The following is a 19,006-nucleotide window of genomic DNA, read 5'->3' as shown; positions in this document are numbered from 1 at the left end:
ATGCCGCGCACCCTTCTCTCCTTCCAAGAGGTTGCCGTCCATGTACAGGAAACCCGCTTCTTCGATGTTCGTCGTATCGTTCGCGCTCGTCGCGTCCCTGCCCGCGCTGGCGCAAAACGACGGCACCCTCCAGATCACCGGACGCATCGAAGCCACCACCTGCAAGGTGGAAAACGTCATGCCCGGCACGGGAGCGGCCAGGAAGGTCGTGGCCCTCGACCGCATCAGTGCGGCAAGCCTCGCCACAGTCAACCAGACCGCGGGCGATCGCGGCTTCGTCATTCTGGTGGGCGGCAACGACGAATGCGTGGATGGCCTGAAGGCCAAGGTGCGGTTCGATCCGGCCAGCCCCTTGCTCGATCCCGTCAGCGGCCATCTCAATGTGGAGCCGGCGGCGGATGCGGCATCCAATGTGCAAGTCGATATCGCCGACAGCACGGGCAAGTCGATCAACCTCTACACGCAGGATTCCCCGAGCGTGGAGATCAAGGAGCACAAGGCGTCCATTCCTCTTATCGCCCGTTACATCAGTCTCGGCGGTGCCACGGCGGGCACGGCCAACTCGAGTGTCGGCTTCCAGATCGTCTACGACTGATGTCGCCGACCCTGCTTACAGGAGTTCCCATGCGTCTTATTCCATTGATTGTCGCCGCCAGCCTGTTCTCGCCCGGTCTGGATGCTGCCGTGGTCATCAGCGGCACGCGCATCGTCTTCCCCGCTCAACAGCGCGATGTGGCCGTCCGTATCCAGAACAAGGGTGAAGAAGCGGCGCTGGTGCAGGCGTGGATCGACGACGGCGACGAAGCGTCGACGCCGCAGAGTGCAAGGAGCCCATTCGTCATGACGCCGCCCGTGTTTCGTATCGATCCGGGCCAGGGTCATACGCTGCGTATCGTGCACGCCGGCGATACGCTCCCTACGGACCACGAGAAGCTTTACTGGCTCAATGTCCTGGAAATCCCACCGAGAGCCGAGGGCGCTACCGACCAGAACCTTCTGCAGTTCGCTTTCCGCCACCGGCTGAAACTCTTCCACCGGCCGGGCGACCTCGTCCTGCCTGTCGTGCGTGCGACGGAAAAACTGCAATGGTCGCTGGTGCGTGAGGCAGGTCGCCCTGCGGTGCAGGTGCACAACGCCTCGCCCTATGTCGTTTCATTTAACGACGTGTCGCTGCTCGCCGACGACGCGAAGGTCGGGTCCTGGTCGCTGGGCGGTGGCATGGTCGAACCCGGTGCGACAACGCGGTTTGCTTTGCCGGACACCGCGACGGCCGGGCACCACGCACGCGTGTCCTATGCGTCGATCAACGACTTCGGTGCCCTTGTCCCTGGGCAGGCCGACGCGACGCCATGAACAGGAACGGCATCCCATGGCGCGACGACGGCAACCGTGGCATGTCATCCGCCTGGTGGCGGGCATGCTTGCCATGCTGGCGCGATGGGCCCACGCCCAGGATGATAAGGCGGTCGACTTCGATGCCAGCTTTCTGCCGGGCGGTTCGGCGATGACGGTCGATCTTTCGCGATTTCGGCATGGTAACGCCGTGCTTCCCGGCGTCTACGACGTCGATCTATGGTTGAACGACGAGTGGCAGGCACGTCGCTCCATGCGCTTCGTCGAGCGTGCACCAGGAAGCGATGCCGTTCCTTGTCTGGGGCGTGCCGAACTGGAGCGTGCCGGTCTGGCGGCAACGAGTATTCCGGGCGACGACGATCCCTGCGCGCCGCTGGGCCATCGCATCCCGGGCGCGCGTACCCATCTGGACGTTGCCGAGCAGCGCCTCGACGTCGAGATTCCGCAGGCCCTGCTGGTGCGTCGGCGGCGTGGCGTCCCACCGCGCCATCAGTGGGGTCAGGGTATCGCGGCCGGGTTACTGGGCTGGCGTCTCAACATGCAGGACGCGTCGTCACGGGGAAGGCACCGGCGCTCGATGTTCCTGGCCGGCGATGCGGGGCTCAACGTCGGGCCATGGCGGTTACGGCACTCGGGTGCGATGACCGGTCGACGCTATCGCTCAACGCAGACGTTCCTCCAGCATCCTTTTGAAGCGATGGATGCGTCGTGGCGCGTAGGCGATCTCTCGCTTGCCGGTGATCTATTCGATCCACTTCGGGGTCGAGGCATCCAACTGGCCAGCGATGCCCGGATGAGCCCGCGCGGCAGCATCGGCTACACGCCCGTGGTACGTGGCGTCGCCTCCAGTCGCGCGCGCATACGCATTTCCCAGGGAGGGGCGCTCCTGAGGGAGTTATCCGTGCCCGCGGGTCCCTTCGTACTCGACGATCTTCCCGCGTCCGCGCAGGGTGGCGACCTGGTCGTCGACATCGAGGAGGAGCGGGGTGGCCGACGTCAGATGCGTGTGCCCTATTCGCCCATGCCGGAACTGCTGTCCGAAAGCGAGCATCGTTTCGCGGTAGCCGTCGGCCGTTCGCCATTGGCAGGTCGACGTGACGCGCCATTGGTCCAGGCGCTCTGGCGGCAGGGCCTTTCGCACGGTGTAACGCTGTACGCGGGTCATCGCCGCGTGCGCGACAGCCGCTGGCTGGCTGCAGGTGCGGCCATCGATACACGCCACGGCGGTTTCTCTCTGGACGGCACGCACGCCAGCCGCCGCCGAGGTCGTCCCGGCGAATCCCGCTGGCGCGGTCGCTACGGCGTACGCTGGCGTGACGACAGCCTGCTCTCTGTCGGCGTCACGCAGGGCAGCACGCACGGCGGTCCGCATCGTGGCGTGCCTATACGGCCCGTAGCGCGGATGTCCCGTTTGCGACGGGCGAGGGAGCAGCGCGTCGACACGCTCTATCAACGGTCGCTCGGGGCAAACGGCAGTGCTCTAGGCGTCGGCCTGTCGCATCTCTCACGATCGGGCGACGCTTCCGTCTCGGACCTCACGTTGACATGGAGTCGCCTGTGGGCCTCCGTGGCCCTCGACCTGTCGTTCCGCCGGCGTTATCGCCGGGGCGCCTTGGGCGGCGGACCCTCGGGTGCCACGGAAGGCCAGGTCTCCGTATCGGTGCCATTGGGAGGGCGCGCTGGCCTTACCCAGGCAAGATTCGCCTGGCGTCCCGACGAACGGGGCGGTGAGTGGCAGGCCGGCGTAACGGGAGCTACCCAGGAACCTCGTGGATGGGCCTACGCCGCGTCGATGGCTACCGGTCGTGCTCCGGGCGGGCGCTTCGATGTCTCGACATCACGCGCGTCGGGCGGCGGGGACATCGGCTTCGCCATCAGCCGGTCGACCGGTGCATCGTCCGCGTCGCTGTCCGCCTCGGGCGCAGCCATCATCCATGCGGGAGGCGTGACGCTCGCTCCTCACCTGAGCGAGGCGATGGGGCTGGTCCGTGCGCGGCATGCCACGGGGGCACGGCTAACCACATCGTCGCTCGGCCAAATCGATCGCCGTGGCTATGCCGTGCTTCCCGACCTTGCCCCCTACCGCTGGAACCACGTCGACATCGACCCGACAGGTCTCCCTCTGGGCATCACATTCGCCGCCACGCAGGCGCGGGTCGTCCCCACGGCCGGGGCAGTTGTCCTGTTGCCGTTCGACACGGAAGCCCATGCCACGGTCCTGATCGCCGGGCGTATGCGCGATGGCATGCCGCTGCCGTTCGGCGCCGAGGTGATCGATAGCCAGGGCCGCTCGATGGGCTTCGTCGGGCAGGGTGGCAGGGCGCTGGTCCGCTGGGATGAAAGCCCCTCGCCCATCACCGTCCGCTGGTCCGGCGTGGGCGCCGGTGGCTGCGTCCTGAGGATGAAGTCCGTCCGACAGCAGGGCACGCTCGAACAGCACGAAGGAGATTGCCAATGACGGCGGGGAACATCGACACGATGTCCGGCCATCGTCGCCGTCTGACACTTGCTTTGGCGGCGGCGCTGGTCTCGCCGACCCTGTGCGCTGACGACACGCTGGATTTCGAGGTCACGGGTGCCGTGACCCCGTCCTGCGTCCTCTCTAACGCCCGGCTCCGGATCGACCTGGGCAGTGTGACGATGGCCGATCTGGCCCAACCCGGGGCGACAAGTGCCTGGCGAGGCGGCTCTTTCATCGCGGTGGACTGCATCGGGGCCTCTCGGGCCACGGTCACCGTACGGGCTCCGTCCTATGCACCCGACGCACGATTCCTCGCCGTCGCCGGCGGGGCGGGCGGCGTCGCCATCGAGCTGCGCACCGGCACGGGCGAGGCCGTCCTGCCCGATGGCAAGACGGCGGTGGGGTTCGACTGGGGCCAAGGAGAGGCCAGGCTGGCCTTCGAGGCCCGCTATGTGCGCGTTGGCCCGCTGCAGGCGGGTGCCGCCGGCGCCTCGGCCGTGGTCCAGATCAGATGGGAATGAGACTGGGACCACACAACGGCCCGGCGGAGGCCCGCAATCCAGCGTTTGCGGTCATGGCGGCCATCGCCCAAACTACCCGGTCGTCCTACGATACGAATTACGAGGGAAATCCATGGCACGCGGCATAAACAAGGTCATTATCGTCGGCAACCTCGGCGCGGACCCCGAGACCCGTTACACCGGCAGCGGCACGGCGATCACCAGCCTGCGCCTGGCCACCTCGGAGGCCTGGACCGACAAGCAGAGCGGTGAGAAGCAGGAGCGGACCGAGTGGCACCGCGTGAAGCTGTTCGGCAAGCTCGCCGAGATCGCCGGCGAATACCTCAAGAAGGGCCGTCAGGTCTACATCGAGGGCTCGCTGCGCACCGACAAGTACACCGACAAGGACGGTATCGAGCGCTACTCGACCGACATCATCGCAAACGAGATGCAGATGCTCGGTGGTCAGGGCGGTGGCGAAGGTGGCGGTGGCGGTGGCGGTGGCGGTAGCTTTGCTGGCGGGCAGGGCGGTGGCGCGCGCCAGCCGTCGCGCGGCAACTTCGGCGGTGGTGGCGGTGCCGCTGCAGGTGGCGGCGGTGGTGGCCAGCAGCGTGGCGGCGGCAACTACGGCGGTGGCGGCGGTGGTCAGCAACGTGGCGGTGGCGACGACTACGGTCAGCCGCGCGGGGGCAATGCGCCTCCGCAGCGCTCGGCACCCCCGGTCAACGAAGGCTTCGACGACGACGATATCCCGTTCTAAGCCTCACTGTCCCGTTCCGAGTGTGTCACGGGCGCCCTTGTGCAGGGGCGCCCGTTTTATTTGGGGTGCCTGCTTCGTCACGTGTCCAGCGTGAGCCTGGGACACCGCACACGGGCTACATGCGGCTCACGTAACCAGATAGCACGTCAAGGCCCTCCGCGAGATCGGTGCGACCGAACCCGATGCGGAAGCGATCCGTCGGCGTGGGCGTCAAGGTCGACCGGTAGTGGGTTGCCGGCAGCAGCAGGACGCCGGCTTCTTCGACCAGCGATGCCGCAAATGCATCCACCCCCTCCGAGCCGAGATAGCGTGGATAGGCGATGCAGCCTCCGTCCGGTCGATACCACGCGAAGCGATCTCGCCACGTGGCGAAGAACGCGTCGAGCAAGGCCAGGTTCGCGTCCAGGAGACGACGCTGGCGTTCGAGGATGATGTTGCCGGCCTTGAGGGCGATGAGTGCGAGGTGTTCCGACGGGCCCGCATTGCAGATCGACGTGTAGTGCTTGTAACGCTCCATGCGCTGTAGCAGGGAACGGTCGGCACAGGCGATCCAGCCGATGCGCAGTCCTGGAAGACCATAGGCTTTCGACATCACGCCGAGCGAGACGCCACGTTCGTACACGTCGGCGGCATGTGGCAGGTGCATGCTGCCACTGGCGCCCAGCCCCCGGTAGACCTCGTCGCTGAACAGCCAGATGCCATGTCGGCGGCAGAGCGCGACCAGGGCGTCGAAGCGCTCGCGCTCGAGGATCTTGCCGGTCGGGTTGTGTGGAAAGTTGATCGACACAAGCCGCGTATTCGGCCGGATTGCTGCTGCAACGGCGTCGATGTCCAGCGACCAGTCGTCGTCGGGATCGAGGGCGATGCCGGTAACTGCGCAAATCGCGGCAGGTACGGTTTCCGCAGACTGATAGTTGGGCGTGACAACGATGGCATGGTCGCCCGGTTCCAGCAGCACGCGCATGGCTACATAGACTCCTTCCTCGGCACCCGCGAAACAGAGCACATCGGCCGCCTGACGCTGCTCGTAGGTGGCGGCGATGGCATCGCGCAGCGCGGGTTCGCCGTAGGTTTGGGTGTAGCCGAGCGAAAGCGATTCGAAGGCGAAGCGATCCGCTGGCTCGGCAAGTTCCAGCAAGGCCGACAACGTCATGCTCTGTGCGTCCGATGCGGCCAGGTTATAGCGCGCACGGAATTCCCAGCGCGAAAAATAGGTTTCCAGGCGGAAGTCGGGAAGGGCGGTCATGCGAAAATCTCCGTGCGACCGCGAACTATAAAACCTGCGGGTCGGGTTTCTCCAGCTGCCTCCCCGATGGACGGCCAAACGATCGATGGCATGCGTGCTCCCATCTCGTTAAAGTGGCGGCATGAATTCCCGCCCCGTCCCTCTCTGGCTGCCGGCCCTTGCCGTGCTCGGCTCGGTCACGTCGTTGTGCATCGGTACGTCGTTTGCGAAGACGCTGTTTCCGCTCATCGGCGCCGAAGGCACTTCGGCCCTGCGGGTGGGTTTCTCAGCGTTGGTACTCCTGGTGGTGTGGCGACCCTGGCGATGGCCGCTGAACCGGCGCGATGCGGGCTTCGTGGTCCGTTATGGCCTGACGCTCGGTGTCATGAACCTGTTGTTCTACATGGCCCTGAAGACCATTCCCTTTGGTGTGGCCGTCGCCATCGAATTCAGCGGGCCGCTGGCGGTCGCCATGATCGGTTCGCGCCGTGCGGTGGATTTTGTCTGGCTTGCCTGCGCCGTGGTCGGGCTTGCCATGCTGCTGCCGCTGGGCGGGCGGGGTACCGTCGATACGACCGGCGTGATGTTCGCCCTGGGTGCGGCGGTTTGCTGGGGCCTGTATATCGTCTTCGGTAAACAGGCCGGGCACCTGCACGCCGGCCATTCCGTGTCGCTCGGACTGGTGGCGGCGAGCCTCGTCGTCGTGCCGTTTGGCGTGATGCATGCCGGTGCGGCATTGTTCGAGCCGGGCGTGCTGGTCGCGGGCCTGGGCGTGGCGGTGATATCGAGCGCCATTCCCATGTCATTGGAGATGATGGCGTTAAAACGATTGCCGAGTGAGACCTTCGGCATCATGGTCAGCCTGGAGCCTGCCGTGGCCTCCTTGCTGGCGATGCTGCTGCTCGGCGAGATACTCGCGCTGTCGCAGTGGCTGGCCATCGGCTGCATCGTGCTGGCGTCCATCGGCAGCACCGTTACCGCGAAGCGTTCCGTGGCGGTGTCCCCCGAAGTCGTGGGGTGATGACGTTGTGGGCTGAGGCAACCTGATGCTCCGGATCGCCTTGCGGCGATCCGGAAACATGATTCACCAGACCCGTCGGATACCCAGGCTGCCCGTCACGCGGCGGTAGCCGTTGGCACCGAAGCGCGTTTCGACATCGGTCCACATCCGCCAGTGCGTGGCACGGAGGAAGGTGAGCCCCAGTTTTATGGCGTATGCATTGCGTGGCACGCCGGCGGAAAACGCGTCGTCGTCGAAGCGGGTGGCATCCAGGTGGCCCAGGCGACGCAGCCAGCTGGCCGTGAAGTAAGGCGACGCCGTGTGTCCGGACGGCGTGTGCCAGCGCGCCGCACCACGAAGACCCAGGCGTGCGGTGGCCCCGCTACCGTGTAGCGAAGCCACCTGCGTGCCGTTGGCCTCGCGATGCGCGCCACCGCTCAGGCGCATGGCCGTGACTTGCGCCTGCGGCTCGAGGTAGACATCGGTATCGGGATTGAGCGCGCGGCGCCAGCGTCGGCCTGCTTCGATGCTGGCACTGAGGTTGCCGCTGCCGTAACGCTCCATGCGCAACGCGCTGCCCTCCACGCGCTGACTGAGGTGGGCGTATTGGGTCCACCCGCGGACGTAGATGCCGTTGTCGGTGCGGATACCCGCGTACAGCCCCCCTGCCGAACCGCGGACGCGGCCTTTGGCGGCGTAACCCGTGACACGGGACCGGGCGCCTGTGTCGGCGCGGCCCGTCGATGCCATGACGCCGGCGTAACCCTCGGCATCCGAGGCGCCGCGGAGAAGGTCGGCGCCGAGGGTGAGTTCGCTCGATCCGCTGGTCGACGTGAGTTGGTGGCCGATGTCGAACGCCGTGTGTCGGCGATCGAAGCGCACCCAGACACTTTTTCGGGCATCGTCGTGCTCGTCGTCCTGGCCACCGCCGATCCCACCCTGGAACATGTCCAGCGCGGCAGTCTGGTTGGCGCGATAGGTGCCAACCTCCGGACGCAGGACGCGCGGTGTCTGCGGCAGCGGTAGCGGTGGAAGCACGTCCGCCGGTAGATCGATGTCAGGGTTTTCCGGTGTCGTCGTGACGGGGGGCTCGATCGCCGGATCGACGATGGGGTCGGGCTCGCGAGACGAGCGCAGGTACCAGTTGCCGTCGCCGGGTGCGCGAGCCGAACCCTTGTGCAGGAAATACTCGTAGGCACTGGCGACAGCGCGGCCGTCCAGTCGAAAGACCGCATCGGAGCGACCATCGATGCGGATCAGCGGAATACCGTCCACGGTCTCCGCACCGGTACCGCCAAGAGAGGTGACCGCAATGCGCCCGGAGCCGGAGGCGTTGCCCCGCACATGGATGAGATCGGCGGGTGAGCCATCGTCGCCCAGGCGCGCGCGCATGACGAAAAGGCCGTCCTGTCCGTGGTAGTCGCCCCGGATCGTCAGGTGGAGAAACGTGCCCGCGGCAGCGGGAGCGAAAGCCAGCGTGCCTTCCTGGTGGTGCAGGTTGGCGATCTCGCTGTCGGCCGTGACGTTCCACGTGCCACCGCTGTCGAGCGTGACGTCGCGGACGATGGTGGTAGCGCCGGTCCAGGAGGCACGACGGCTGATGGCCAGGGACAGTCCGCTGGCCTGCGCGGAAGGCGAAGTGGATGGGCTTGCGGTGCGAATATCGCCAGAGGCTTGCGCGTTTTCGTCCAGGACCACGGTGAACGGAAGCGAGGACGCCGGATCGACATCGATCAGGCCATGTTCGGCACCGTCGAGGCGTGCTCCATGGGCGAAGCGTACGGTGCCGGGATCGCGAAGGCGGAGCACCGCCGTGTGCTCGCTGCCGATGCTGCCCCCGTCGACATACAGGTTGCCGCCGCCCAGCAAGACGGCGCCATACGCGCCGGCACCGTGCGTCATGACCTGTGTATCGTCCGCGCGGACGGTGCCCTGACTGGTCGCAATGCCGTGTGCGGTTGCGCCGGTGGTGGTCACCGTGGCTTCGATCAGGCGGACTTCGCCTCCGCCCAGGGCCTGCACGGCGTGCGCGGAAATGCCGGCCGTCTTGAGCGCCGTGCCGGTGAGCGAGACGAGGGGGTTGCGGCCGGCGTACTCGCCGCCCCGGGCGTTGACTGCGTACGCCCGGTCGCCGCGCGTGGATACCTCGCCGTCGATCAGCACGACCGACGAGGCGCGATCGTCCACGCCGGTCGCGCCGGCGCCCGCGGTGTCGATCCGCGTGCTTTCCAGGCGCATGTTGGCGCCGTCTGCCGTGGTGACGCCGCGCGCGTTGTCGCCGGTCGTGGTGAGTGAGGTGTCGAGCACGGTGACCGTGCCGCTCTGCTCCTGCCCGGCCAGTGCCGGCGCATAGGCTCCGTGGGTAAGGATGGTGCTGTCAGCGATCGTTGCCACTGCCTGGGCGCCGATGTTGACGCCTGCCGCGCCCTCGCCCTGGGTCGTGATGGTGGCACCCTTGCTGGCGCGCAGCGACGAGTCGGCACCCGTGGCTTCGGCCCCGTGCGAGGTTTTCCCCGTCGTGAGAACCTGCGTGCCCGCCAGCGAGAAACTGCCGCCGTTTTCCGCGAGCACACCGATGGACGTATTGCCGGTGGTCGTGACGCTGCCACGGATGAACTGCCCGTCGGCGCCGTCCTGGTTGAAGTAGGCGCCGCGCGCGACGCCGGCCTCTGTCACGAGGGCGACATCGCGCAGTGCGACATTCGCGCGTCGGGTACCCTGGACCCAGAGGGCCGCGGAGCCGCCGCCGTGGGTTTCCAGGGTGCCGCCGGCCATCTCGAACGTGCTGCCCGCGCCGCGTACCTCGACGGCGCTGGCGGAGTCGCCGTAGGTTTCGAGGATTGCCCTGCGCGCCGTGGCGCCACCACCGCCTCTGATCAGGAGCACGGATTCCGACTCGCCGCGGGTTTCGAAGGCTTCGCCGGGGATGTCGAGGATGCCACCGTCGACGATCCAGGGTGGCGGTGCCGCACCGGCGACCGGCGCCAGGACGGCACCGACCATGGCGGCGAGGTAACGCCGGCGTTGCGGCGTGCGCCGCGAGATGCGGGAGGGTTGGGGGGTGCTCACGAGGCCTTTCTCCTTGTCTGGTCATCGGCAGGGCGCCGATGGCAACTTCCAGCTGACAGAATAGGGACTGGCTTCCGAGGGGGGAACGCGATTATTCTGAAAATGTCTGCGAGCACGTCTAGCGCTGCGCCGCCGGACATCCACGCTTCATTATTGTCGTTGCATCCTAGGAGAGCCTATCTTCGGACGGTTTTATCGAGGATGCGAGTTCCAACCGCCTGCCGACGCGGCTACTCTGGGGCATGCTGCCTTCCGGGCAGGATTTCCACGACGTACCCGTTTATGTATTACACATTGAGGAGCAAAGAATCATGAAGGTCATTTCCATCGCCGCCCTGGCATTCGTCGCCGTCGCCGCCCTGTCGGGCTGCAACAAGTCGGAAGACAACGCCGCCCCCGCCGACGCCCCGGCTGCTGCCGCCACCGCACCGGCTGCCGCTCCGGCTTCGATGCCGGCCGATGCCCCGGCTGCCGCCACCACCGCACCGGCTGCCACGGCTACTGCCCCGGCTCCGGCTTCGACCGCTCCGGCCCAGTAAGTTCGTCCATCGTCGGGGTCCTTCGGGGCCTGATGAGAAAAACGCCGCTCTTCGGAGCGGCTTTTTTTTGCACGATCGTCGTGCTCGCCCCTTCGGGCGTGGCCGCCCCGCCACGAATGCGGCACGCTAGGGCGGTTGCCTGCTGCCCTAGGACTCCGTTGCCATGACATCCCGCTCGCTCCTGCCGCGCCTGCTGGCGCTCTCGTTCTCCGTGACCGCCGGCCTGGCCCATGCCCAGACCGCACCGATGACGCCGGATATCCCGGCGAGCTTTGCCGGTCCCACCGCCGCCGACGACTTCATCAAGCGTGTGGTCGAGATCCCCATGCGCGACGGGGTCAAGCTGCATACGGTGATCGTGATTCCCCGAAACGCCCACCATGCCCCCATCCTGCTGACACGCACGCCTTACGACGCCGATGGCCGGACCAGCCGGGCCGATGCCACGACGATGCGCGACGTGCTGCCGCAGGGTGACGAGGTATTCGTCGATGCCGGCTACATCCGCGTCTTCCAGGATATCCGCGGCAAGTACGGGTCCGAGGGCGACTACGTCATGACCCGCCCGCTGCACGGCCCGCTCAACACATCGGCGGTGGATCACTCCACCGATGCCTACGACACCATCGACTGGCTGACGAAGAACCTGCCCGAGTCGAACGGCAAGGTCGGCATGATCGGTTCGTCCTATGAGGGTTTCACCGTCGTCATGGCGCTGGTCAACCCGCATCCGGCGCTGAAGGTGGCCGCACCCGAAAGCCCCATGGTGGATGGCTGGATGGGCGACGACTGGTTCCATTACGGCGCGTTCCGGCAGACCAACTTCGATTACATCGCCGGCCAGAACGCCAGGCGTGCCAAGGGCGAGGCCATCAGCCGGGCCGGTTACGACGACTACACCAACTTCCTGCAGGCAGGCTCCGCAGGCGATTACGCCCGTGCCGCGGGCCTCGACGCACTGCCCTACTGGCACAAGCTGAGCGAGCATCCGGCCTACGACGCGTACTGGCAGGGCCAGGCACTCGACAAGGAAATGGCGCGGCAGCCGTTGAAAGTCCCGGTGATGTGGATACAGGGCCTGTGGGACCAGGAGGACATGTGGGGGGCGATCCACAGCTATGAGGCGGTCGAACCCAAGGACCGCGCCAACAACATGAATTACCTGGTCATGGGACCGTGGCGCCACAGCCAGGTCAACTACAACGGTGCCTCGCTGGGCGCGCTGGCGTGGGACGGCGACACCGCGTTGCAGTTCCGGCGCGATGTCTTGTTGCCGTTCTTCAACCAGTACCTGCTGGACGGCGCGCCGAAGGCGAAGACGCCGCCTGTGCTGATCTACAACACCGGCGAGAACCACTGGGATCGCTTTTCGTCCTGGCCGCAGGGGAAAAAGACCCGGCCGTTGTACTTCAATGCCAATGGCAAGTTGTCATTTTCGGCGCCGACGGCCGCTGCGCCGGGTTATGACACCTATGTGTCCGACCCGGCCAAGCCGGTGCCCTACGTACCGCGCCCGGTCCATTTTGCCGATCGTCAGTCGTGGACGACATGGTTGGTCCAGGACCAGCGTTTCGTCGACGGTCGCCCGGATGTCCTGACCTACATGACCGAGCCGCTCACCGCACCCTTGCGGGTGGCAGGCGCACCCCAGGTCGACCTTTACGCCTCCACCAGCGGCACAGACAGCGATTGGGTGGTGAAGCTGATCGATGTCTATCCGGAGACCAACGCCTCCAACCCCACGATGGGCGGGTACGAACTGGCAGTGTCGATGGACATCCTGCGTGGCCGCTACCGCGAGGGATTCACCGAGGCTAAACCGCTCACGCCCGACACGCCGCTGCCCTACCGCTTCGGCCTGCCTACTGTGGATCACACCTTCCTGCCCGGACATCGGGTCATGGTCCAGGTGCAATCGTCGTGGTTCCCTCTCTACGATCGCAACCCGCAGACCTTCGTGCCGAATATCTTCTTCGCCAGGCCTGCCGATTACCGCAAGGCCACGCAGCAGGTATGGCATGCGCCGGGCAAGGCCAGCGCGATCGAGTTGCCCGTGATCGACGACGCGAACTAGGCGTTGGCGTTACCTGCACGCCATCGGGGCGATCCTCGGCGCTCATCCGCCGCCCGAGGATCGCCTGTATGGCACGCCCCATCTGGACCGGTACGTTATCGTTCGGCCTGCTCAACGTGCCGATCCGACTCATGTCGGGCGAACGTCGCAACGACCTGCATTTCCGCATGCTCGACCAGCGCAGCAATACGCCGGTGCGCTACGAGCGGGTCAATGCCGAGACCGGCGAGGAAGTCCCCTGGAAGGACATCGTCAAGGCGTTCGAGTACCAGAAAGGCAGCTACGTGGTCCTCGAGGAAGAGGACATCAAGAACGCCGCCAGCGATGCCCACGAAACGGTAGAGATCGACGCCTTTGTCGATGCCGGTTCCATCGCGCCGTCGTATTTCGAGAAGCCCTACATCCTGTTGCCGGCGAAGAAGGCCGAGAAGGGTTACGTACTGCTGCGCGAAACCCTGAAGAAGACCGGCAAGATCGGGATCGCGCGTGTGGTCATCCGTACCAAGGAATACCTGGCCGCGGTGATGCCGCAGGGCGACGGCCTGGTGCTGAATATCCTGCGCTACCAGTCCGAGATCGTGGACCTGAGCGATTACGACTTGCCGGACAAGGCCGTAACGGCCTACCGCATTTCGCCCCGTGAAATCGAGATGGCTGCCGACCTCATCCAGTCCATGGCGGCGGATTGGTCGCCCGGCGATTATCGCGACGAGTTCCGCGACAAGCTGCGTGGCGCCATCGAGAAGCGGCTCAAGAGCAAGGGCGTCAGGACGACCGTGGACGACGATGACGACCATACGCCGGAGAACGCCACCACCAATGTGGTGGACTTCATGGCGCTGCTGAAGAAGAGCCTGGGCGCGAAGACGCGCACACCGGCGAAGACGACGCCAACCGAGAAGATGCCGGTGAAGAAAGCCGCCAACGGCAAGCCTGCCACGAAGAAAGCAGCGGCGAAGGGCGGGGCGAAGAAAGCGGCTCCCGCCAAAGCAGCGCCCGCCAAGGCAGCGCCCGCGAAGACGGTCGCGAAGAAGAATCCGGCACGGAAGGGGGCTTCACGTAAGGCGCCGACCAGGCGTCGGGCGGGGTGATACGGTGCGGCGATTATCGTCGCGGGTCTGGCGGGTATGGGTTGTCTTGGACGGGTGGCTTTGGGATGGGGTGTCTAGAGCCCAGGGCCTAGAGCCGTTCTGGCGGGCGGTACGGAACCGCCCGCCAGAACATGATTTGCGGCTTCCCTCGCGGTAGGGCCATTGAGGGATCGCGCACGTCGTGCGCTCCTACGCGGTTTTTTGCATGCGGCGGAGGGAGGCCATGATTTCGTAGCAGGCGCCCATGGTGTGGTAGTCCGTCTTGCCGGCGGGGCTCTTTTCGTCGTCGTATTTTTCGTTGTTGCGCTTGAGGATGCGATACCAGGCGCCGTACGTGTGATCGACGAAGTGCTGCCAGCTGTAGGCCCAGATCTTCTCGTAGGCCTCGTCGTACTTTTTCTCGCCCGTGGTTTCGAACAGCAGCTGCGCAGCGCCCAGCGATTCCGCCTGTACCCAGAAATACTTGTCGTCGTCGCAGACATCGCCCTCGGGCGAGAAACCGTAGGCGATGCCGCCGTGCTCGTTGTCCCAGGCCTTGGCCAGGGCCTCGTCGAACAGGTGCTTCGCGGTGGGCACCAGCCAGTCCTCATGCTTCGGCGTGCCCTTGGTGTAGCGATCGAGCATCATCAACAGCTTCGCCCACTCGGTCTGGTGGCCGGGCTGGAAACCCCAGGGGCGGAACAGGTGCTTGGGGTTGTCGAGGTTGTATTCCCAGTCGATCGTCCAGTCACTGTGGTAGTGCTCCCACACCAGCTTCTGCGGGGTGAGCCCGGCCTGGCGCTGGGTCATGTTCTCGGCCAGCAGCAGCGCGCGATCGAGGTAACGATCCTCCTTCGTGGCTTCCCACGCGGCGATCATGGCCTCGGTCATGTGCATGTTGGCGTTCTGGCCGCGATAGCCGGTGAAGTTCCAGTCCTTGTCCGCCTCGTCGCGGTACAGGCCGTACTCCGGCTCGAAGTAGCGCTTCTCGAGCAGGTCCCAGATCTCGCCCTGCCACGCGCGTGCCTCGTCGAAGCCGACCTTCACGCCGCAGGAATAGGCCAGCAGCATGAAGGCCAGGCCGTAGCAGTGGTTCATCTGGTCGTCGCGCTTGCCGTCGGCGATCGTCCAGGCGTAACCGCCGGTCTCCGGGTTGAGGTGCACCTTGCGCAGGTAGGTCAGGCCGTGCATGACCAGGTCCTTGTCCTCGGGCTTGTTGAACTCGAGGTAGGCCATGGCATGGTTGAAGACGAAGCGCGTGCTCGACACCAGGTGGCGATGGCCGCGGTCGTAGACCGAGCCGTCGTCCTTGAAGTACTGGAAGAAGCCGCCGGCCGGATCGACCTCGTTCGGCTTGTAGAAGGCCATTGTCTTCGCGACATGGTCGCGGAGGACGTCAACGGAATGGAAATCGGGGCGGGGGACAGTCGTCATGCGTGCTTCTCCATGAAGGCCTTCACTTCGGCCTGGTCGGGAATGGCGGTGAACGAGCCCTTGCGGGTCGCGGTGATCGCACCGCAGGCGGCGGCAAAACGGATCAGCTCGACCAGGCGGGCTTCATCGGCGATCAACGCGTCGAAGCTGGCCGGGGTGACGCCCTCGTGGTCCAGGCGCGACAGCAGGCCACCGACGAACGCATCGCCCGCAGCCGTGGTGTCCACGGCCTCGACGGCATAGCCGGACAGCTCGCCGCTTGCGGCGCGGGTAAACCAGCGCATCGGTTCACCACCGTCGGTTACCAGCAGCAGGCGGGCCTTGCCCTCCCACAGCCGGGCAAGCACGGCATCATCGGTGTCGGCGTCGGTGTGGATGAACGCGAACTCTTCGGCACTGAGCTTGATCACGTCCGCTTCGTGCAGGGTCTCCCACAGACGGGGCAACGGTGCCTCGTCCTTCGGCCACAGGGCCGGACGCAGGTTCATGTCGAAGCTGACCAGCGCACCGGCCGTGCGGGCGCGGCGCATGCCTTCGACCGTAGTCGCGGCGATCGCGGCCTCGGTGAGCGAGTTGGAGCAGACGTGGAAGATCGACAGATCGTCGAACGCCTGGGCGCGAAAGTGCTCAGGACGGAACAGCAGGTCGGCCGCGGGCGGACGATAGAAGCTGAAGCTGCGGTCGCCCTTGTCGTCGTGCGCGACGAAGGCCAGCGCGGTGCGCGCCTCGTCGGTACGCGCGACATCGTCGGTGCCGACGCCGAGGTCGGTCAGGCTCTTGAGCAGGAAGTCGCCGAACATGTCACGGGCGAGCATGCCGGCGAAACGGGCTTTGGCGCCCAGCAGGGCGGAGGCGACCGCGACGTTGGCGGGAGCGCCACCGGCAAACGGAACGAAGGCGGGAGGCTGACCGGCGCCGCCCTGGGGCTGTGCGTGGAAATCGATCAGCGCCTCGCCGAAGCAGAGGATGGAAGACATGCGTACGCGTGTCCTTGGGGACAGGGAAGGGGAAGCACGACGGCCGGCGGGCGCCGGCCGTCGTGACGAGCGTCAACCGGCCTTGGCGGCGACCGGGACGTTGCGGATCTTCGAGCCGCTCAGGCCGTAGAACACGATGTACGCGTAGCAGATGAGCGGGATGAAGAAGGCGTGCTGCAGGCCGATGTGGTCGGCGACCGCGCCCTGGATGACCGGGATCAGCGCGCCGCCGACGATGGCCATGATCAGCAGGCTCGACGCGTTGCTGGTGAGCGGACCCATGCGCTCGATACCCAGCGAGAAGATCGTCGGGAACATGATCGAGTTGAACAGGCCGATGGCCACGATGCTGTAAACGGCCACGGTGCCGGTGGTCATCATGGTGGTGATGACGAGCAGCACGTTGATGGCGGCGAACACGGCCAGCAGGACGCGCGGCGAGAACTTGGCCAGCAGGGCCGAACCGATGAAGCGGCCGACCATCGCGCCACCCCAGTAGAAGGCGACGTGCGACGCGGCGACTTCGCCCGTCATGTTGCCGATCTCAGGCAGCTGCAGGTAGTTGATCATGAAGCTGCCGATCGAGACTTCACCACCGACGTAGAAGAAGATACCGAGCACACCAAAAAACACGTGCGGGGTCTTCAGCGCGTCCATCAGCGAGTGGTGGCCTTCGTCGGCCTTCTCGGTGGTTTCTTCCAGCTTGGGCAGGTTGAACAGATACACGCCGATCGCGATCAGCACCAGCACCACGGCCAGGCCGATGTACGGCACCTGCACGGCGCTGGCTTCGGTCGCGCGGTAGGTGACCTGCTCGGCGGCGCTGAGCTTGGCGATGTCGTCGCTGCTCTTCACGGCGTTGGACAGGATCAGCACGCCACCGAAGAACGGAGCGAGGAAGGTGCCGAACGAGTTGAGGGCCTGGGCGAGGGTGAGGCGACTGGAAGCCGTCTTCTCGGGACCCAGCAGCGCGACGTACGGGTTCGCCGCCACCTGCAGCACCGTGATGCCGGTGGCCAGGATGAACAGCGCGCCGAGGAAGATGGGATAGACGCGCATACCGGCGGCGGGCCAGAACAGCGCCGCGCCGATGCCCGCGATGATCAGGCCGGCAACGATGCCCTTCTTGTAGCCGAGCGCAGCCACCAGCTTGCCCGCAGGCAGGCCCATGATGAAATACGCGCCAAAGAAGGTGAACTGGATGAGCATCGCCTGGAAGTAGTTCAGCTCGAACACACCCTTGAGGTGCGGGATCAGGATGTCGTTCAGGCAGGTCAGGAAGCCCCACATGAAGAAGATCGTGGTCATCACGCCGAGGGCGAGCGGGAAGTAGGTGTAACGGGTGTCGCCCGTGCTCGTCGAAGACGAGGTGGGCAATGGCGTGGATCCGGTGGCCATGGGGCGCTCCAGGTAGTGGGTCAGGGTGAAGAGGGCGGACAACTGCTTTCGCGTACGACCAGCCGTACCGGCGCGATCGTATAAGCGGTGTCCGTCTCGGGGTTGCGAAGTCGTTCGAGGATGAGTTCGGCGCTGCGTCGGCCCAGGCCGCGCGGATCGACCGCGACGGTGGTGAGGGGCGGTACGCACACCGAGGCCTCCGCCACATCGTCGAAGCCGGTCAGGGCGAAATCGTCGCCGGGGCGCCGGCCGCGCTTGGTCAGGCCGAGGATCAGGCCCAGCGCCACGGCGTCGTTGTAGCAGACGGCTGCGGTAGGTGCCGGGTCGCGGGCGAACAGCGCGCCGGTCTGCCGGGCGGCTTCCAGGCGTGTGGGCGCGCTTTCTACCAGCCAGGCGGGATCGACCGGCAGGCCGGCGTCCTGCATGGCGCCGGCATAGCCCTTGCGACGCTGGGCCACCGAGCTGGAATCGCGGTGGCCGCCGAAGAAGGCGATGCGCCGGTGGCCGAGGCCGATGAGGTGTTCCGTGGCGAGCCGGGCGCCGTGCTCGTTGTCCATCTCCAGGGTGTCCCAGCGATGGGCGCCTTCGTCGTCCGGCAGCTCGCGGTTGAACACCAGCAGCGGCGTGTGCATGCCGACCGCCGCCAGCACCTGCTCGCCCTCGCTGCCTTCGGCCGGCGAGAGGATGATGCCGGCGGGGCCGTGTTCGATCAGGGAGTTGAGCACCGCCTGCTGGCGGTCCGGCGATTCGCCGGTATTGCCCAGCAGGGTGACGTAGCCGGCGCTGGCCAGCGCCTCGTCGGCACCGGCCGCGAACTCGGCGAAGAACGGGTTACCCAGGTCGTTGATGACCAGGCCGATGCTGGAGGAGGTGCGTCGGCGCAGGTTGGCCGCCGCGCGGTTATAGACGTAGCCTTGCCGTTTGAGTTCCGCCTCGACGCGCGCGCGTGTCGCGGAGTTGACCAGGGGGCTGCCGCGCAGCACCAGCGATACCGTGGCCCGCGACACATCGCATCCCAGCGCGATGTCGGCGAGGGTCACCTTGCGGCGTTGCGGGGTGATCCTCGGCATTCAGGGCTCCTTCAAACGATCTAAACCGGGCGATCATCGCGCGGTGTGGTCTGGGATGCATCACGCACTGCAACAT

Annotated in this window: 15 protein-coding genes; 9 read left to right on the top strand and 6 right to left on the bottom strand. The window is 66.1% G+C overall.

Features of this window, described 5'->3' with window-relative positions; translation table 11 throughout:
• Positions 1-64: 64 nt before the first annotated feature.
• From FA89_RS01780 to ssb, 5 genes are all read left to right on the top strand, one after another.
• A complete protein-coding gene (locus tag FA89_RS01780; protein WP_036137611.1) occupies positions 65-595 on the top strand; it encodes a fimbrial protein in 531 nt (176 codons plus the stop codon).
• Positions 596-624: 29 nt separating this feature from the next.
• Positions 625-1,353, top strand: coding sequence for a fimbrial biogenesis chaperone (locus tag FA89_RS01775; protein WP_036137609.1), 729 nt, complete (start codon positions 625-627; stop codon positions 1,351-1,353).
• Positions 1,354-1,369: 16 nt separating this feature from the next.
• Entirely contained in the window at positions 1,370-3,811 is a 2,442-nt protein-coding gene (locus tag FA89_RS01770; protein WP_036137606.1) for a fimbria/pilus outer membrane usher protein, read from the top strand.
• Positions 3,808-4,335, top strand: a complete 528-nt coding sequence (locus tag FA89_RS01765; RefSeq protein WP_036137603.1) for a fimbrial protein — start codon at positions 3,808-3,810, stop codon at positions 4,333-4,335. The genes FA89_RS01770 and FA89_RS01765 overlap by 4 nt, the downstream gene beginning before the upstream one ends.
• Before the next feature lie 112 nt (positions 4,336-4,447).
• A complete protein-coding gene (ssb, locus tag FA89_RS01760; RefSeq protein ID WP_036137601.1) occupies positions 4,448-5,074 on the top strand; it encodes a single-stranded DNA-binding protein in 627 nt (208 codons plus the stop codon).
• Between the two features lie 115 nt (positions 5,075-5,189).
• On the opposite strand, the gene FA89_RS01755 is transcribed toward ssb, so the two are convergent.
• Positions 5,190-6,320, bottom strand: coding sequence for an aminotransferase class I/II-fold pyridoxal phosphate-dependent enzyme (locus FA89_RS01755; protein ID WP_036137598.1), 1,131 nt, complete (start codon positions 6,318-6,320; stop codon positions 5,190-5,192).
• 121 nt (positions 6,321-6,441) lie between these two features.
• On the opposite strand from FA89_RS01755, the gene FA89_RS01750 reads away from it, so the two are divergent.
• Positions 6,442-7,320 carry an EamA family transporter gene (locus FA89_RS01750; RefSeq protein WP_036137595.1) on the top strand — a complete coding sequence of 293 codons (879 nt, stop codon included), beginning with the start codon at positions 6,442-6,444 and terminating at the stop codon, positions 7,318-7,320.
• A gap of 63 nt (positions 7,321-7,383) precedes the next feature.
• Here the strand turns inward: FA89_RS01750 and FA89_RS01745 are convergent, their stop codons facing one another.
• A complete protein-coding gene (locus tag FA89_RS01745) occupies positions 7,384-10,368 on the bottom strand; it encodes an autotransporter family protein (RefSeq protein ID WP_036137592.1) in 2,985 nt (994 codons plus the stop codon).
• 311 nt (positions 10,369-10,679) lie between these two features.
• Here FA89_RS01745 and FA89_RS20525 point away from each other — a divergent pair, with 311 nt between their 5' ends.
• The 3 genes from FA89_RS20525 (at position 10,680) to ku (ending at position 14,072) form a co-directional block, all read left to right on the top strand.
• The gene (locus FA89_RS20525) at positions 10,680-10,907 is read left to right on the top strand and encodes a hypothetical protein (protein WP_051938452.1); all 228 of its coding nucleotides are present in this window, start codon (positions 10,680-10,682) and stop codon (positions 10,905-10,907) included.
• A gap of 163 nt (positions 10,908-11,070) precedes the next feature.
• Positions 11,071-12,981 carry a CocE/NonD family hydrolase gene (locus FA89_RS01735; RefSeq protein ID WP_036137590.1) on the top strand — a complete coding sequence of 637 codons (1,911 nt, stop codon included), beginning with the start codon at positions 11,071-11,073 and terminating at the stop codon, positions 12,979-12,981.
• A 68-nt stretch (positions 12,982-13,049) separates the two neighbouring features.
• Positions 13,050-14,072 (top strand): non-homologous end joining protein Ku, encoded by a 1,023-nt coding sequence (gene ku, locus FA89_RS01730; RefSeq protein WP_036137588.1) that lies wholly within the window; start codon positions 13,050-13,052, stop codon positions 14,070-14,072.
• Between the two features lie 189 nt (positions 14,073-14,261).
• Here the strand turns inward: ku and FA89_RS01725 are convergent, their stop codons facing one another.
• From FA89_RS01725 to FA89_RS01710, 4 genes are all read right to left on the bottom strand, one after another.
• Complete coding sequence (locus FA89_RS01725) at positions 14,262-15,485, bottom strand: AGE family epimerase/isomerase (protein ID WP_036137585.1); 1,224 nt, start codon at positions 15,483-15,485, stop codon at positions 14,262-14,264.
• Complete coding sequence (locus FA89_RS01720) at positions 15,482-16,462, bottom strand: carbohydrate kinase family protein (protein ID WP_036137583.1); 981 nt, start codon at positions 16,460-16,462, stop codon at positions 15,482-15,484. Before FA89_RS01720 ends, FA89_RS01725 begins: the two co-directional genes overlap by 4 nt.
• A gap of 72 nt (positions 16,463-16,534) precedes the next feature.
• Positions 16,535-17,770: an L-fucose:H+ symporter permease gene (gene fucP / locus FA89_RS01715; protein ID WP_354515752.1), complete on the bottom strand. Its 1,236-nt coding sequence runs from the start codon at positions 17,768-17,770 to the stop codon at positions 16,535-16,537.
• 110 nt (positions 17,771-17,880) lie between these two features.
• Positions 17,881-18,930 carry a LacI family DNA-binding transcriptional regulator gene (locus FA89_RS01710; protein WP_036137578.1) on the bottom strand — a complete coding sequence of 350 codons (1,050 nt, stop codon included), beginning with the start codon at positions 18,928-18,930 and terminating at the stop codon, positions 17,881-17,883.
• Between the last annotated feature and the right edge of the window lie 76 nt (positions 18,931-19,006).

It is taken from the genome of Luteibacter sp. 9135 (genome assembly GCF_000745005.1).
In the GTDB taxonomy this organism is placed as follows: domain Bacteria; phylum Pseudomonadota; class Gammaproteobacteria; order Xanthomonadales; family Rhodanobacteraceae; genus Luteibacter.
Note: the sequence above shows the minus strand (reverse complement) of the source record. Positions and strands in the feature narration are given on the sequence as shown.

What these genes read in the sequence shown, in the direction of transcription:
- FA89_RS01725 (WP_036137585.1), bottom strand. Translation starts at nt 15,485, where the DNA reads ATGACGACTGTCCCCCGCCCCGATTTCCATTCCGTTGACGTCCTCCGC.
- FA89_RS20525 (WP_051938452.1), top strand. Translation starts at nt 10,680, where the DNA reads ATGAAGGTCATTTCCATCGCCGCCCTGGCATTCGTCGCCGTCGCCGCC.
- FA89_RS01765 (WP_036137603.1), top strand. Translation starts at nt 3,808, where the DNA reads ATGACGGCGGGGAACATCGACACGATGTCCGGCCATCGTCGCCGTCTG.
- FA89_RS01710 (WP_036137578.1), bottom strand. Translation starts at nt 18,930, where the DNA reads ATGCCGAGGATCACCCCGCAACGCCGCAAGGTGACCCTCGCCGACATC.
- ku (WP_036137588.1), top strand. Translation starts at nt 13,050, where the DNA reads ATGGCACGCCCCATCTGGACCGGTACGTTATCGTTCGGCCTGCTCAAC.
- FA89_RS01750 (WP_036137595.1), top strand. Translation starts at nt 6,442, where the DNA reads ATGAATTCCCGCCCCGTCCCTCTCTGGCTGCCGGCCCTTGCCGTGCTC.
- fucP (WP_354515752.1), bottom strand. Translation starts at nt 17,770, where the DNA reads ATGACCACGATCTTCTTCATGTGGGGCTTCCTGACCTGCCTGAACGAC.
- FA89_RS01775 (WP_036137609.1), top strand. Translation starts at nt 625, where the DNA reads ATGCGTCTTATTCCATTGATTGTCGCCGCCAGCCTGTTCTCGCCCGGT.
- ssb (WP_036137601.1), top strand. Translation starts at nt 4,448, where the DNA reads ATGGCACGCGGCATAAACAAGGTCATTATCGTCGGCAACCTCGGCGCG.
- FA89_RS01720 (WP_036137583.1), bottom strand. Translation starts at nt 16,462, where the DNA reads ATGTCTTCCATCCTCTGCTTCGGCGAGGCGCTGATCGATTTCCACGCA.
- FA89_RS01780 (WP_036137611.1), top strand. Translation starts at nt 65, where the DNA reads ATGTTCGTCGTATCGTTCGCGCTCGTCGCGTCCCTGCCCGCGCTGGCG.
- FA89_RS01735 (WP_036137590.1), top strand. Translation starts at nt 11,071, where the DNA reads ATGACATCCCGCTCGCTCCTGCCGCGCCTGCTGGCGCTCTCGTTCTCC.
- FA89_RS01755 (WP_036137598.1), bottom strand. Translation starts at nt 6,320, where the DNA reads ATGACCGCCCTTCCCGACTTCCGCCTGGAAACCTATTTTTCGCGCTGG.
- FA89_RS01770 (WP_036137606.1), top strand. Translation starts at nt 1,370, where the DNA reads ATGGCGCGACGACGGCAACCGTGGCATGTCATCCGCCTGGTGGCGGGC.